A 14,768-nucleotide genomic window follows, 5' to 3' on the forward strand; every position below is an offset into this window, starting at 1 on the left:
TTTCCCCCGGCACACGGGGGCGCGTACAGGGCTCACCGCATCATCCGCTGCGCCTCGCCCGCGGTTCAGCCGCGCTCGCCGCCGAACACCCCCAGGATGCGCTCGGCGGCCAGCGTGGCCGTCAACTCCCCGTCCCGCACCTGCTGTTCGAGGCCCGGGGCGAGGGCGCGTACGGCCGCGTCGGCGTGCAGGCGGCCGAGGAGTTCGTCGCGGACCATCGTCCACGTCCAGTCCACCTGCTGGTCGCGGCGCTTGGCGGCGAGGCGGCCGGTGGATTCGAGGAGCGTGCGGTGCTGTTGGAGGCGCTCCCAGACCGAGTCCAGACCGGTCGACTCACGGGCACTGCAACTCAGGACCGGCGGGGTCCAGGCAGCGTCGGCGGGATGCATCAGCCGCAGCGCGCCCGCCAACTCCCGTGCCGCGCCCCGGGCGTCGCGCTCGTGCGGGCCGTCCGCCTTGTTGACGGCGATGACGTCCGCCAGTTCCAGGACGCCCTTCTTGATGCCCTGCAACTGGTCCCCGGTGCGGGCGAGGGTCAGGAGCAGGAAGGTGTCGACCATGTTCGCGACGGCGGTCTCGGACTGGCCGACGCCGACCGTCTCGACGAGGACGACGTCGTAACCGGCCGCCTCCATCACCACGATCGACTCCCGGGTCGCCTTCGCGACCCCGCCGAGCGTGCCGGCGGTGGGGGAGGGGCGCACGAACGCCGCAGGGTCGACGGCCAGACGTTCCATCCGCGTCTTGTCGCCCAGGATCGAACCGCCGGTCCGACTCGACGACGGATCGACGGCGAGCACCGCGACCCGGTACCCGAGCGAGGTGAGCAGCGTGCCGAACGCGTCGATGAACGTCGACTTGCCCACACCGGGTACGCCGCTGATGCCGATCCGCCGCGCCTTCCCGCTGTGCGGCAGCAGCTCGGTCAGCAACTCCTGCGCCAGGGCGCGGTGCTGGGGCTTCGTCGACTCCACGAGCGTGATGGCGCGTGCCACCAGCGCCCGCTTTCCTTCGAGTACGCCCTTCACATAGGTGTCGAGTTCGATCGCCATGGGGGTCAGAGGTCGTGGCCGAGGTCGGCGGACAGCCGCTGCACCAGGTCGTACGCCGCGTCCGGGATCACCGTCCCGGGCGGGAAGACGGCCGCCGCGCCCATCTCCAGGAGCGTGGGCACGTCCTGCGGCGGGATCACCCCGCCGACCACGACCATGATGTCCTCCCGGCCCTCCTCGGCGAGCGACTCCCGGAGCGCCGGTACGAGCGTGAGGTGCCCGGCGGCCAGCGAGGACACCCCGACGATGTGCACGTCCGCCTCGACGGCCTGGCGCGCCACCTCGCCCGGGGTCTGGAACAGCGGGCCGACGTCGACGTCGAAGCCGAGGTCGGCGAAGGCGGTCGCGATCACCTTCTGGCCGCGGTCGTGCCCGTCCTGGCCCATCTTGGCGACCAGGATGCGGGGCCGACGGCCCTCGGCCTCCTCGAAGGAGGACACCAGGGTGCGGGTGCGTTCGACGGACGGCGACTCGCCGGCTTCGGTGCGGTACACACCCGAGATCGTACGGATCTGGCTCGCGTGCCGCCCGTACACCTTCTCCAGGGCGTCGGAGATCTCGCCGACCGTGGCCTTCGCACGGGCCGCGTTCACCGCCAGCTCCAGGAGATTGCCAGTGCCTCCGGCAGCCCGGGTCAGGGCGTGCAGGGCGTCCTGGCAGGCCTGTTCGTCGCGCTCCGCGCGCAGCCGCCGCAGCTTCTCGATCTGCTGGGTGCGTACGGAGGAGTTGTCGACCTTGAGGACGTCGATCTGCTCGTCGGTCTCCACCCGGTACTTGTTCACGCCGATGACCGGCTGGCGTCCGGAGTCGATCCGGGCCTGGGTGCGGGCCGCGGCCTCCTCGATGCGCAGCTTGGGGATGCCCGCGTCGATGGCCTTGGCCATGCCGCCCGCCGCCTCGACCTCCTCGATGTGCTGCCAGGCCCGGCGGGCGAGGTCGTACGTCAGCTTCTCGACGTACGCGCTGCCGCCCCACGGGTCGATCGCCCGCGTCGTGCCCGACTCCTGCTGGATCAGCAGCTGGGTGTTGCGGGCGATGCGCGCCGAGAAGTCGGTGGGCAGGGCGAGCGCCTCGTCGAGGGCGTTGGTGTGCAGCGACTGGGTGTGCCCCTGCGTCGCCGCCATCGCCTCCACACATGTACGCGTGACGTTGTTGAACACGTCCTGCGCGGTCAGCGACCAGCCGGAGGTCTGCGAATGGGTGCGCAGAGAAAGGGACTTGGCGTTCTGCGGGTCGAACTGCTTGACCAGCTTGGCCCACAGCAGCCGCGCCGCCCGCATCTTGGCGATCTCCATGAAGAAGTTCATGCCGATCGCCCAGAAGAAGGAGAGCCGGGGCGCGAACGCGTCCACGTCCATCCCCGCCTCCCGCCCCGCCCGGATGTACTCCACCCCGTCGGCCAGCGTGTACGCCAGCTCCAGGTCGGCCGTCGCGCCCGCCTCCTGGATGTGGTAGCCGGAGATGGAGATGGAGTTGTAGCGCGGCATCCGCTGCGAGGTGAAGGCGAAGATGTCGGAGATGATCCGCATCGACGGCTTCGGCGGATAGATGTAGGTGTTGCGGACCATGAACTCCTTGAGGATGTCGTTCTGGATGGTCCCGGCCAACTTCTCGGGCGGCACGCCCTGTTCCTCGGCGGCCACGATGTAGAGCGCGAGTACGGGCAGTACCGCACCGTTCATCGTCATCGACACGGTCATCTTGTCCAGCGGGATGCCGTCGAAGAGCTGGCGCATGTCATAGATCGAGTCGATCGCCACGCCCGCCATGCCGACGTCACCGGTCACGCGCGGGTGGTCGCTGTCGTAGCCGCGGTGGGTGGGCAGGTCGAAGGCGACGGACAGGCCCTTCTGACCGGCCGCGAGGTTGCGCCGGTAGAAGGCGTTGGACTCCTCGGCCGTGGAGAAGCCCGCGTACTGACGGATCGTCCAGGGCTGGTTGACGTACATCGTCGGGTACGGGCCGCGCAGATACGGGGCGATGCCCGGGTAGGTGCCGAGGAAGTCCAGGCCGTCCAGATCCTGCCCGGTGTACAGCGGCTCGACCGCGATGCCCTCCGGGGTCTCCCACAGGAGATCGGCCCCGCCCGTGGCCTTCTTGACGGCGCTTCGCCACTCGTCGCCCCCGCTGTCCGCCTTCGGGACCCCCAGCTCGATCCCGGAGAAGTCGGGGATTCCCATCGCTGCCATCAGGACACTCCCATACGGTCGAGGGTGGCGGAGAGCACGGCGACGGCGTCGCACCCCGCGAAGACATAGGCGTCGACATCCGGGTACTGCCCGGGACGGCCCGCGAGGAACACATGCCCGGCGCCCGTTGCCTTCAGTGCCCCGGCGACCTCCGCGGCCCGCTCCTCGTACAGCGTGTCGCTGGAGCACAGACAGACCTCGGTGGCACCGCTGTCCTCGAAGGCGCCCTCGGTGACGGGCTCGATGCCACCCGCCTGGAACAGGTTCGAGGCGAAGGTGAGGCGTGCGGTGTGCGCGGCGGCCGGACCGAGGGCGGCCAGGAAGATCCGCGGCCGGGAACCGGTCGCCGCCAGGTGGGCGTCGGAGCGGGACCGCAGCGCCTCGAACGCCTCGTCGCGCCGCACCCGCGGCAGCCCGCCGGACGGTGGTACGGGGGCGGGAGCGCGTTCCACGAGGCGTTCGGCGAGGTTCGGGAACTCGCTGACTCCGGTGACGGGCTCGCGCCGCTTGGCGAGCTTCGCGCTGCGCGCCTCCCAGGTGCTGGCGAGGTCCTGGCCGAGCCGCCCGGAGCGCAGGGCCGCAGCCTGGCCACCCTCCCGCTCGATCCACTGGAAGAACTCCCAGCCCGCGTGGGCGAGTTCGTCCGTGAGCCGCTCCACGTACCAGGAGCCGCCCGCCGGATCGATCACCCGGGACAGATGTGACTCCTCGACCAGGATCGTCGAGGTGTTGCGGGCGATCCGCCGGGCGAACGCGTCCGGCAGACCCAGGGCGTGGTCGAAGGGCAGCACGGTGACGGCGTCGGCGCCGCCCACCCCGGCGGCCAGTGTCGCGACCGTCGTGCGCAGCATGTTCACCCACGGATCGCGGCGGGACATCATCACCGGCGAGGTCACCGCGTGCTGCACCTGCCCGACCGGAGCCCCGCAGACCTCGGTCACCCGCGCCCAGAGCCGGCGCGCGGCCCGCAACTTGGCGATGGTCAGGAACTGGTCGGCGGTGGCCGCGTACCGGAACTCCAACTGGGCGGCGGCCTGTTGCACGCTCAGGCCCGCCTCGGTCAGCTCCCGCAGATAGGCGACGCCGGTCGCCAGCGAACTGCCCAGCTCCTGCGCCGCCGAGCCGCCGGCCTCGTGGTACGGCAGCGCGTCCACGGTCAGCGCCCGCAGCCCCGGATACTCCTCGGCACACAGCCCCGCGAGGGCGGCGACGGGCGCGAAGTCGAACCCGCCGTCTCCCGTACGGGCCTCGTGGCCCAGCGGGTCGGCTCCCAGGTTGCCGCGCGCCGCCTCCTTGGCGACCCCGCGCTCCTGGTAGAGCCGTAGCAACTCGCGTGCGGCGGGCTCGACTTCACGTCCCGCGTCGAGGACGACGGGCGCCAGGTCGAGATAGACGCCGTCGAGGACCCGGCCGAGCGAGGACACCGGGATGCCGCCCGCACCGGCGACCAGCCAGAGCGAGGTGACGCCGTTCTCCAGGTCAGCGAGGACCGCCGCGCCGTCGGCGGCCGTGTGCTGCTGCCGTACGTCCCAGCCGCCGAGGGTGTTGCCCTCGGGGCGCCCGCCCCGTACGAAGGGAGCGAAACCGGGCAGGCCGGGATCGGGCGCGGAGTCGTCCGCGGTGTACAGGGGCCGGGCGCGAAGCCCGTCCTCCAGCGTCGTGGACAGGGCGTCTTCCGCTGCCGCGCCCGAGACTTCCTTGCCCGACTTGCGCAGGACGCCTTCAACCAGGCGTTGCCACTGCTCATGGGTCGCGTCAGGGAACTCGGCGGCCAGCGAGAGCCCGTCGTCAGGCAGGACCGTCATGCTCGGATGCTAGGCCAGATACGCAGGTGAGCAGCAGAGGACGCGGCTGTGACCTTGACCTCCCAGGGGTGGTCTTGATCAACAGGCGGGTTCGTACTACGGCAGCACAGGGATACCCGCGAGCCACTCCTGCGACCGCCGGGCCCCCGGTGCCGGAAGCTCCGGGGCGGGATCCGCGGAGCGTACGGCGACGACACCAGCCGCAGACGCACGAACTCCCCGACGACGCCGGGTGGGCGCGGCAGGTTCCTCAGCGGTCGGGGAGTGTTCCCAGAAACCGTATGTGGGGGTGGTCGCCGGGGCCTTCGCCCGTTCTGGTGACGGTGGCGCGTACGCCGTAGACGTCGGCGATCAGGGCCTCGGTGAGCGTCTCCGCCGGGGTGCCGCAGGCGACGACCCGGCCCTGCCCGAGGACGACGATCCGGTCGCAGTACATGGCCGCGAGGTTGAGGTCGTGCAGGGCGACGACGCTGGTGACGCGGAGTTCCGCGATCAGGGCCAGCAGGTCGAGCTGGTGCTGGATGTCGAGGTGGTTGGTGGGCTCGTCGAGGAGGAGTTCGCGTGGTTCCTGCGCGAGCGCGCGGGCGATCTGGACCCGTTGGCGTTCGCCGCCCGAGAGCGTGTGCCAGGAGCGGTCGGCCTTGTCGGTCAGGTCCGTACGCTCCAGCGCGGTGCGAACGGCCCTCTCGTCGGCCGGAGTCGGGGGCGACCAGGCGCGTCGGTGGGGGATGCGGCCGAGCCGTACGACGTCGAGCACGGTCAGGTCGAGCTGGGTGTCGACCTGCTGTTCGACGACGGCGACGCGTCGGGCGACGGCCCGGCGGCCGAGGTCGCCGAGCGGGTGCCCGTCGAGGGTCACGACGCCGGAGGCGGGAGCGAGGACACCGGCGAGCAGCCGCAGCAGGGTGGACTTGCCGGAGCCGTTGGGGCCCAGCAGACCGGTGAAGGATCCAGGAAGGGGCGTCAGGTCGACGCCGTCCAGGATCAGTCGGCCGGCGGCGGTGCGGGAGACACGGTGGGCGCCGAGCGTCATCGGTTCACCCTTCGGGTGCGGTACAGGATCAGCACGAAGCCGGGCACGCCGATCAGCGAGGTGACCACACCCACGGGCACCTCCTGCGGGTCGAGTGCGGTACGGGCGACGGTGTCGGCCCAGACCAGGAAGACCGCCCCGGCGAGCGCGGTCACCGGCAGCAGCCGGGCGTGTCCGGGGCCGCCGAGGGCGCGTGCGGCGTGCGGCAGGACGAGGCCCACGAAGCCGATCGCGCCGGCCACGCTGACGAGCGCGGCGGTCAGCAGCGCCGTGACGCACAGGAGCACCAGCCGGGTACGGGCCACGGAGACGCCGAGGGAGGCCGCGGCTTGTGGCCCGAACGCGAAGGCGTCGAGTGTGCGCGCGCGTCCGAGGCAGACCAGCAGGGCGATCGCGAGGACGGCCGCGCACAGCTGGACGTCGGTCCAGTCCGCCCCGCCGAGCGAGCCCAGCAGCCAGAACAGGACACCGCGGGTGGTCTCGGCGTCGGCCGCCGTCGTCACGACGAAGGAGGTGAGCGCGGAGAACAGCTGCATGGCGGCGACCCCGGCGAGCACCACCCGGTCGGTCGTACCGCCGAGGGTGTGGCTGAGCAGCAGCACCAGGGCGAAGGAGCACAGCGCGCCCACGAAGGCGCCCCCGGAGACGGACAGCACTCCACCGCCGGCGCCCAGCACGACGACCACGACGGCCCCCGTCGAGGCCCCGGAGGAGACGCCGAGGACGAAGGGGTCGGCGAGCGGGTTGCGCAGCAGGGACTGCATGACCGCCCCGCACACCGCGAGCCCGGCGCCGCAGACCGCGGCGAGCAGAGTGCGGGGCAGCCGCAGGTTCCACACGATGCCGTCGCGGATGGGGGTCAGCTCCGAGGTCCGGCCACCGAGGTGGGAGGCCACCGCGGACCAGACCTCCCCGACGCCTATGTCCGCGGGGCCGATGGTGATGGCCACCGCCACGGACGCGACGAGCACGGCGAGCCCGGCCGCCGCACGCACCACGGCGGAGGTCATGGCGGTGGTGGTCACCGGGCGAGCCCGTACCCGCGCAGCGCCGCGGCCACCTTCTCGACACCTTCGACCGTGCGGATGGCCGGATTCATCGCCTGCCCGCTGAGCAGCACGTACCGCTTGTTCTTCACGGCGTCCATGCTCTTGGTGGCCGGATTGGTCTCCAAAAACTCGATCTTCTTCGCGGCGGTCTCGGCGGTCTGCGACCTGCGGGTGAGGTCACCGATCACCAGGACGTCGGGATCGCGGTCGGCGACCGTCTCCCAGTTGATCTGGGGCCATTCCTGCTTCGTGTCGGCGAAGACGTTCTTCGCGCCGAGGGCGTTGGTGATGATGCCGGGGGCGCCGCAGCAGCCCGCCATGTACGGGGCTTCCTGGTTGGCGAACCAGTAGAGGACCGTGGTGTCGGACGCGTCGATCCCGGCAGTGGCCTTCGCCACCCGTGCCTTCAGGTCGGCGACGAGTGTGGCGCCGCGCTCCTCGACGCCGAAGACCTCGGCCAGGTCGCGTACTTCGCCGTAGACCGCCTCCATGGTCAGCGGCTCGGTGCGTACTCCGTCGCCGTCACCGCTGTTGTCCTTGCCCTCGCAGTCGGCGGGCGAGAGGTATGTGGGCACGCCCAGTTCCTCGAACTTCTCGCGCGGAGCCACACCGCCCTTGGCCAGGGTGGAGGCGAAGGAGGCGGCGACGAAGTCGGGTTCGGCGTCGAGGACCTTCTCGAAGGACGGGGCGTCGTCCGCGAGCCGTGGCACCCTCCCGTTGGCCTTCTCCAGGCCCTTCATGACCGGGTCGGTCCAGGTGGCGGTGCCCACCATGCGGTCGGCCAGGCCGAGGGACAGCATGATCTCGGTGGTGCCCTGGTTCAGGGACACGGCCCGCTTCGGCGCGGAGGCGATCGTGACCTTCCGGCCGCAGTTTTCGAGCGACACCGCACCGCTGGATTTCGGGGACTTGCCCCCGTCGGCGGACGAGCCGCCGCCACAAGCGGTCAGCAACAGGGCTCCGGAAAGGAGCAGGGCACAGCGGCGGGCTGGGCGCGCGACGGGCACGGGACATCCTCTGGCGTCGAGGGCCCAGGCGCGGGGCCCGTTCGTACGGTCCGCCAGCAGGTCTTCGGACTCGGGATCGGCCGGACGAGGCGCCTTCCCGGACTCCGGTCACATGTGACCGCCGTCCAGTGGCTTCGTGTTGCCCCGCCCGTCACCCTTACCGCTGCGCGTCAGTTCCGGATTCGCACCGGATTCCCTTGACTGGCCTCGGCAAATTATCACGCCCCCGTCAGCCGCGACTTCAGCGCGACGGTTAGCCTTGGCTGTGATCCAATTCCCCGTGCCCGGCCAAGGCTTGCGATGAGCGCCGTCGGTTCCTTCCCGCTCGGTGCCGCGACCACGCTCGCCGAACTCGCCGCGGATCCGCATCCGCGACTGGCGCGGCTCCGTGCCCACGAGCCCGTTTCCTGGCTGCCCGAGCTGGACGGCTGGCTGGTGACCCGGCGCGATCTCGCGCTGAACGTGATGCGGGACCCCGCGACCTTCACCGTCGACGACCCCCGGTTCTCCACCGCACAGGTCGTCGGCCCGAGCATGCTGTCCCTGGACGGTGACGAGCACGCCCGCCACCGGGAGCCCTTCACCGCTCCTTTCCGCCCCAGGGAAGTACGCGACGGCTTCGCCTCGTTCATCGAGCGGGAGACCGACCGGCTCATCACCGCGCTGGAACCGGCGGGCGCCGTCGAACTGCGACGCGCCTTCGCCGGCCCGCTCGCCGTCGCCGTCGTGACCGAGGCACTCGGGCTGGTCGGCACCACGGCGGACACGGTGCTCTCCTGGTACGACTCCATCGTGCGGTCGGTCTCGGACATCACCGCAGGACACGAGGCGGCACCCGCGGGCGCCGAGGCGTACGCGCGGCTGCGGGCCGCCGTCGAAGCCACCGTCGCCGACCCGGGCGCGGCTTCCCTCCTCGGCTCCGCCGCCGAGCGGCTGGAGCTGCCAGAAGTGGCCTCCAACGCCGCGGTGCTGATGTTCGGCGGGATAGAGACCACCGAGGCGATGATCACCAACGCGCTGCTGCACCTGCTGCGACACCCCGGCCAACTCGCCCTCGTCCGGGCCGACGACGGCCTGCTGGACGGTGCGATCGAGGAATCGCTGCGCCTGGAACCCGGAGCGGCGGTCGTGGACCGGTACGCCACCCGTGACACGGTCCTCGGCCCGGCCACGATCCGCCGGGGTGAACTGGTCACCGTCTCCCTGGCCGGCGCCAACCGCGACCCGGCCGTCTTCCCCGATCCCGATCGGTTCGACGTCCGCCGCGAGAACGCGCGTCTCCAGCTGGCCTTCGCGCACGGCCCGCACTACTGCCTCGCCGCGCACCTCGCCCGACTGGAGACCCGTATCGCCCTTCAGCGCCTGCTCGAACGCCTCCCCACCCTGCGCCTGGACCCAGCCCGTCCGGCCACCGCGCACGGGCTGGTCTTCCGCAAGCCGCCCACCCTGCATGTCCTGTGGGACAGCCCCGCCTGATCAGCGTGACACCGGGGTGCGGCGCAGGGATCTCAGGAAGGGCCGCAGGAGCCATCGCCGGGCGGGTACCTCCACGTACTCGTACAGGAGCCAGGCGAATGCCAGGGACACCGCGAAGGCGGTGATCGCGCCGATCGGCGACGGTTTGAACAGGTGCTGCCCCGCGCGCAGCACGAGCAGGTGGACCATGTAGAAGGCGAAGGAGAGTTCACCCAGCCGGACGAGGGCCGGATGCCTCCACAGGCTGGGCAGGCCGCGTACGTCGGCGAGGGCGGCCGCGGGGATCAGACAGGTGAAACCGACCAAGGTGCAGGCGACGCAGGCGTACGATCCGCCGACCTGGGAGACCAGGAAGTAGCCGATGATCGTCAGGGCCACCGACGCCTCCAGGCCGGGGCCGCGCCAGCGGCCGAGGAGCACCAGGCGGGCGACGGCGACTCCGAGGACGAACTCCGGCAGCCGGGCGGCGGGGAAGGAGTACAGGGTGCGGCCGACGCCCAGGTGCAGGTCCGCCCGGGTCAGGATGACCACGGTCAGGACGCTCGCGCCGGCGAGCGCGGTCGCGGTGAGGGCCCCGGCGTGCCGCAGCAGCAGGGCGAACGCGGGGAAGGTCGCGTAGAAGAACGCCTCGCACGCGAGCGACCAGCTGACGGGGTCGAGTGTCTGCCACCACGGGTGCCACCAGGAGTGGACGAGAAGCAGATTCGCCGCGCTGCCGGCCGGCTTGCCCATGCCCATGACGAACACCGCGATACAGGCCGTGACCAGGTGGACGGGGTAGAGGCGGGCGAAGCGGCGGCGCCAGAAGGCCGTGGGGCGGTCGTCGGACCGGGCGGACCAGCCGAGGACGAAGCCGGAGAGCAGGAAGAAGAAGGAGACCCCGGTGGAGCCCGCCCCGAAGCCCCAGTCGGCGAAGTGACGGGCCTGCCCGTTGAAGTAGCCCAGATTGCGGGTGTGCAGGCAGAAGACGAGAAGGGCCGCCACCCAGCGCAGACCGGTGAGGGAGGGCAGCGGACCCGGATGGGTCACCTCGCGGTGGTGAGTCTTCGATCGGACCGGCGATTCGGATTGCTCCGGCTCGGCGAAGGAAGACTTGCTCACGATGGGACCGCCTGTGTTGGTCAAGGAGAGGTGCTCGCTGGGGGACTGGGGTGTTGAACTGGGCATGTTTGGGGTGGTTGTCGTCGACGCGTGTTCCCCGAGGAGCCGGTAAGTATGCGTGTCGAATGGCCGTTCGATCTGGTGTTGGGCGTGGGCCGCCGTGCTGCCGTGTCAAGGTGTGAACGCCTGGTCGGACGCTGGGTCACCCTCCATCTGGCGGTGGACGGGACACCTTCGGGCAACGGGATGGCCGATGGACTGTGACACGCACGGGGACCCGCGCCGCGCATCGAAGTTATTTGACCGTTTCGCGGTATTCGTGCAGGTGTACGGCGATGCTCCCGCGTCTGCGGTGGGCGGCAGGCGCGGGAGCGTTCGGCCGGGCACTCAGCGCGAGGTGAGTTTCCACAGATGGTCGGCGGTGCCGTTGTCGTCCCACTGGAGGACCTGGGCGCCGGATGAGGTGCTCATGTCGGTGACGCCGAGCAGGAGGCCGCTGTTGTAGTTGGCGATCTTGTAGTAGCCGTTGTCGGCGGGGATCGGTTGCCAGAGGTGGTCGGCGGTGCCGTTGTCGCCCCAGATCAGGGCCGTACCTCCGGCGGCGGTGCTCATGCCGTTGACGCCGAGCAGCAGACCACTGGCCTGGTTCACGATCTTGTAGAGGCCCGCACCCGCCGACACGAGCGTCCAGTTCTGGTCGGTGCCGGTGGTCGAGGTGGCCTGGACGACGGCGGTGCCCTGTGCGGTGCCCGCGCTCTGTGTGTCCAGCGCGAGCCCGCTGTTCTTGTTGGTGATCTGATAGCGCCCGGCGAGCGAGGCGGACGTCCCGCTGGGCGTGACGACCAGGTGGTAGCCGTCTGACGCGTTCATCGCGACGGGGACGGTGATGGAGCCGTTGCTGACCGGACAGTCGCTCTCGGAGATGGTGTACGGGGCGGAGACGGCCGTGGTGCGGCCCTTGGACGGGGTGTACTCCAGCTTGACGTGGACCGTGCCGCCGAAGGCGGACAGGGAGCCGAGTCCGTTGACGGTGACGGCCGTCGAACCGGTGCCTCCGCCGAAGACCACGCTGATCTGCCGGCCGTCGCCGGTGAGCGAGGCGGCGCCGTCGATGCCGGTCTGCGCCGGGGGAGTGGTGGTGAGCATGGTCCCGGACATGTCGCCGTACCACTTGTAGAGCCAGTAGGAGCCGTTGGGCGATCCGCCGGTGTCGGTGAGGGTGTCGCCCAGGGTTCCGTAGTGGTTCCAGAAGGCGAGTTCCGCGTCGTGGACGCCCGCCCGCTCGAACTTGGCGACGTAGGCGACGAGGGCGCCGGGTATCCCCATCTCGCTGGGTGTCGCGTACTCCTCGATGGAGATCGGCCGCGGGCTGATGCCGAGGCCGCTCTCCAGGGAGCGGTAGGCGGAGACGTGCGCGGCGATGTCCTTGCTGCCCTGGAGCTCGTGCCAGGCGATGACGTCCGGGACGGTGCCACTGGCCTTGGCGTCGGTGAGGAACTGGCTCATCCAGCTCTGGTTCCACGCCGAGTGGCTGGGGCCCTGGATAGGAGTGGCGGCGTCCTTGGCGCGTACCTCCTTGTAGGTGCGTGCCCAACCCGCGTCGAAGGCACCGGCGTTGGCGGTGTCCCAGGTCCAGTCGGGCTCGTTCCACAGCTCGTACGCGCTGATGTTCCCGGCGCCGGAGGACTTGACCGAGGCGACCTGGGTGTCGACGGCGGACAACCAGTCGTTCCAGCTCACCCACTTGTAGGGGAAGTCGGGGTACCAGTCGGGCATCCGGATGACGACCTTCGCACCGGCCCTCGCGGCCTTGGGGGCGACGACCAGGGAGTCTCCGGCGGGGCTTGGCTCACCGTTGGGCAGCTGATGGCCGCCGGGTGCCATCTGGACGAAGGTGTTCGGCTTCAGCGGCTGGACGAGGCTGTCGGCCGGGGTGCTCGCGTCCGCGAGGCCGTAGAGGCTGCCCGTGGCGACATGGGTGACGGACCGCAGGGTCTGGGCGGCGTTCACGACCAGGGTCGTGGACGCGGTGGGGGCCGCCTGGGCAGGCGTGCCGGTGAGGGCGGTCGCGGCGGCGGCCAGGGCCGTCGCCAGGACGGCGGCGGCCGTGCGGTCGAACGGCCTTCTGGGCGTGCGTGGTCGAGATCTGGCAACAGGCATGGGTGGCGGCTCTCCTGACGGATGAGGAGGTGGATGGGCGGCTGACGTCCCGGTTGAGGAGGTGGATGGGCGGCTGACGTCCCGGTCAGTCCTTGACCGCGCCCGCGGTGACCCCGGCGGCCACGTACCGCTGCGCGAGGACGAGCAGGACGGCGGCGGGTACGGACGCGACGACGGCGGTGGCCATGATCGCGTTCCATTCCTGGTTGTTGTTGCCGATGTAGCGGTAGATGCCGAGGGTGATCGGGCGAAGGTCGCCGCCGCCGTCGAGGGTGTTGGCGAAGACGAAGTCGGACCAGGCCCACAGGAAGCTGAACAGCGAGACGGTGACCACGGCGTTGCGGCTCACCGGTAGGACGACGGACCAGAAGGTGCGCCAGCTACCCGCCCCGTCGATGCGCGCGGCGGCGGTGAGCTCGTCGGGGATGCCCGACATGAACGCCGTGAAGATCATGACGCCGAAGGGCACGGCGATGGTGGAGTCCGCGATGATCAGGCCCCACCAGGAGTTCAGCAGACCGAGGTTGAGGAAGACCCCGTAGAACCCCATCGCCATGACGATGCCGGGGATCATCTGGGCGACGAGGAGGGCGAGGCCCAAGATGCCGCCGCCGCGGGGGCGGAGTTTCGCCAGTGAGTAGCCGGCCGGTGCGGCGAGGACGAGGGTGGCGGCGACCGTGCCGAGGCCGATCAGCAGACTGGTGCCGAGGTAGGGCATCTGGTCGTGCAGCACGGCCCGGTAGCCCTCGAACGTGGGGTGCAGCGGGAACAGGTCGGGCGGGGACTTGCGCATGTCCTGCTGCGGGGTGAGGGACACGTTCAGCATCCAGTACACCGGGAACAGCATGATCCCGGTCAGCAGGAGTCCGACGGCGGTGTGACGGCGGGAACTCGCGGGGGACTTCACGCTTCCTGCCTCCTCTGGACGCGGATGTACAGCAGGCCGAAGACGAGGGCGATGAGGATGAGGATGTTGCCGACGGCGGCGCCGGGGCCGAAGTGCGGGAGCAGGGTGCCGAACGCGAGCTGGTACGACCAGGTCGCCAGCGTCGACGAGGAGTCGCCGGGACCCCCCTTGGTCATGATCCAGATCAGGTCGAACACCTTGAGCGTGTAGACCAGTCCGAGCAGCAGCGTGATCGCGGAGACCGGCCGCAGCAGGGGAAAGGTGATGCGCCGGAACTGCTGCCGGCCGCTCGCGCCGTCCAGCGAGGCGGCCTCGTACAGCTCCCCGGGGATGTTCTGCAGACCGCTGTAGAGGATGACGAGGTTGAAGGGGATGCCGATCCAGACGTTGGCGATGACGACCGAGGCGAGCGCCCAGTGCGGCGAGGTCAGCCAGTCGACGGGCGGGACGCCGACGAGGTGGAGGGCGTAATTGACCACGCCCGACTCGCTGTTCAGCATCCAGGACCAGGTCGACGCCGACACGATCAGCGGCAGCAGCCACGGGATGAGGAACAGCGCCCGCAGGGTGGTGGAGAGACGGAAATGCCGGTTGAAGAAGACCGCGAGCGCCAGCCCGGCCGCGTACTGGAGCGCGATCGACACGAAGGTGAACACCATCGTGTTGCGCAGCGCGGGCCCGAAGGTCGGGTCGTTCAGGACCTGGGAGAAGTTGTCCCAGCCCGAGAACGGCGCGTCGCCCGCCACGAACGAGCGGACCGTGTAGTCACGCAGACTCAGGTCGAGGTTGCGGTAGAGCGGATAGAGATAGAAGGCGGCGAGGTAGGCCACGAGCGGGGCGAGGAAGCCCAGCGCGGTCAGCCGGTCCCTGCCGCGCCGACGTCGTGGCGGCACGTCACACCGGTCGGCGCCGCCCGCCGCTCCGGACACGGCCGGGGACCGGTGGGGACGGCGGTCGACTCGGGCGATGGTCATGCGAACTCCTGGATG

Annotated in this window: 11 protein-coding genes and 1 riboswitch; of the genes, 1 reads left to right on the forward strand and 10 read right to left on the reverse strand. The window is 70.6% G+C overall.

All coding sequences use genetic code 11. The features are described from left to right. Positions 1 to 65 precede the first annotated feature (65 nt). The 6 genes from meaB to AQJ27_RS28680 form a co-directional block, all read right to left on the reverse strand. Positions 66 to 1,052: a methylmalonyl Co-A mutase-associated GTPase MeaB gene (gene meaB / locus AQJ27_RS28655; protein ID WP_067374888.1), complete on the reverse strand. Its 987-nt coding sequence runs from the start codon at positions 1,050 to 1,052 to the stop codon at positions 66 to 68. A 5-nt stretch (positions 1,053 to 1,057) separates the two neighbouring features. Continuing rightward, complete coding sequence (gene scpA / locus AQJ27_RS28660) at positions 1,058 to 3,232, reverse strand: methylmalonyl-CoA mutase (protein ID WP_067374890.1); 2,175 nt, start codon at positions 3,230 to 3,232, stop codon at positions 1,058 to 1,060. Positions 3,233 to 3,240: 8 nt separating this feature from the next. Further along, entirely contained in the window at positions 3,241 to 5,046 is a 1,806-nt protein-coding gene (locus AQJ27_RS28665; protein ID WP_067374892.1) for a methylmalonyl-CoA mutase subunit beta, read from the reverse strand. Between the two features lie 250 nt (positions 5,047 to 5,296). Next, a complete protein-coding gene (locus tag AQJ27_RS28670) occupies positions 5,297 to 6,079 on the reverse strand; it encodes an ABC transporter ATP-binding protein (RefSeq protein WP_067374894.1) in 783 nt (260 codons plus the stop codon). Continuing rightward, positions 6,076 to 7,089 (reverse strand): FecCD family ABC transporter permease, encoded by a 1,014-nt coding sequence (locus tag AQJ27_RS28675; protein ID WP_079065334.1) that lies wholly within the window; start codon positions 7,087 to 7,089, stop codon positions 6,076 to 6,078. Before AQJ27_RS28675 ends, AQJ27_RS28670 begins: the two co-directional genes overlap by 4 nt. A gap of 11 nt (positions 7,090 to 7,100) precedes the next feature. Continuing rightward, positions 7,101 to 8,135: an ABC transporter substrate-binding protein gene (locus AQJ27_RS28680; protein WP_067374898.1), complete on the reverse strand. Its 1,035-nt coding sequence runs from the start codon at positions 8,133 to 8,135 to the stop codon at positions 7,101 to 7,103. A gap of 40 nt (positions 8,136 to 8,175) precedes the next feature. After that, positions 8,176 to 8,356, reverse strand: a riboswitch (cobalamin riboswitch). Between the two features lie 79 nt (positions 8,357 to 8,435). On the opposite strand from AQJ27_RS28680, the gene AQJ27_RS28685 reads away from it, so the two are divergent. After that, positions 8,436 to 9,611, forward strand: a complete 1,176-nt coding sequence (locus AQJ27_RS28685; protein WP_067374900.1) for a cytochrome P450 — start codon at positions 8,436 to 8,438, stop codon at positions 9,609 to 9,611. Here the strand turns inward: AQJ27_RS28685 and AQJ27_RS28690 are convergent, their stop codons facing one another. The 4 genes from AQJ27_RS28690 to AQJ27_RS28705 all read right to left on the reverse strand — a co-directional run bounded on the left by AQJ27_RS28690 (position 9,612) and on the right by AQJ27_RS28705 (position 14,753). Further along, positions 9,612 to 10,640, reverse strand: coding sequence for an acyltransferase family protein (locus AQJ27_RS28690; RefSeq protein ID WP_067375103.1), 1,029 nt, complete (start codon positions 10,638 to 10,640; stop codon positions 9,612 to 9,614). A 459-nt stretch (positions 10,641 to 11,099) separates the two neighbouring features. Continuing rightward, complete coding sequence (locus tag AQJ27_RS28695) at positions 11,100 to 12,872, reverse strand: RICIN domain-containing protein (RefSeq protein ID WP_067374902.1); 1,773 nt, start codon at positions 12,870 to 12,872, stop codon at positions 11,100 to 11,102. 85 nt (positions 12,873 to 12,957) lie between these two features. Beyond that, complete coding sequence (locus tag AQJ27_RS28700) at positions 12,958 to 13,719, reverse strand: carbohydrate ABC transporter permease (protein WP_096240229.1); 762 nt, start codon at positions 13,717 to 13,719, stop codon at positions 12,958 to 12,960. 56 nt (positions 13,720 to 13,775) lie between these two features. After that, the gene (locus AQJ27_RS28705; RefSeq protein ID WP_067374906.1) at positions 13,776 to 14,753 is read right to left on the reverse strand and encodes a carbohydrate ABC transporter permease; all 978 of its coding nucleotides are present in this window, start codon (positions 14,751 to 14,753) and stop codon (positions 13,776 to 13,778) included. Between the last annotated feature and the right edge of the window lie 15 nt (positions 14,754 to 14,768).

Source organism: Streptomyces olivochromogenes, assembly GCF_001514115.1.
GTDB lineage: Bacteria > Actinomycetota > Actinomycetes > Streptomycetales > Streptomycetaceae > Streptomyces > Streptomyces olivochromogenes.

What these genes read in the sequence shown, in the direction of transcription:
- AQJ27_RS28675 (WP_079065334.1), bottom strand. Translation starts at nt 7,089, where the DNA reads ATGACCTCCGCCGTGGTGCGTGCGGCGGCCGGGCTCGCCGTGCTCGTC.
- AQJ27_RS28685 (WP_067374900.1), top strand. Translation starts at nt 8,436, where the DNA reads ATGAGCGCCGTCGGTTCCTTCCCGCTCGGTGCCGCGACCACGCTCGCC.
- AQJ27_RS28705 (WP_067374906.1), bottom strand. Translation starts at nt 14,753, where the DNA reads ATGACCATCGCCCGAGTCGACCGCCGTCCCCACCGGTCCCCGGCCGTG.
- AQJ27_RS28665 (WP_067374892.1), bottom strand. Translation starts at nt 5,046, where the DNA reads ATGACGGTCCTGCCTGACGACGGGCTCTCGCTGGCCGCCGAGTTCCCT.
- meaB (WP_067374888.1), bottom strand. Translation starts at nt 1,052, where the DNA reads ATGGCGATCGAACTCGACACCTATGTGAAGGGCGTACTCGAAGGAAAG.
- AQJ27_RS28695 (WP_067374902.1), bottom strand. Translation starts at nt 12,872, where the DNA reads ATGCCTGTTGCCAGATCTCGACCACGCACGCCCAGAAGGCCGTTCGAC.
- AQJ27_RS28700 (WP_096240229.1), bottom strand. Translation starts at nt 13,719, where the DNA reads ATGCTGTTCCCGGTGTACTGGATGCTGAACGTGTCCCTCACCCCGCAG.
- AQJ27_RS28670 (WP_067374894.1), bottom strand. Translation starts at nt 6,079, where the DNA reads ATGACGCTCGGCGCCCACCGTGTCTCCCGCACCGCCGCCGGCCGACTG.
- scpA (WP_067374890.1), bottom strand. Translation starts at nt 3,232, where the DNA reads ATGGGAATCCCCGACTTCTCCGGGATCGAGCTGGGGGTCCCGAAGGCG.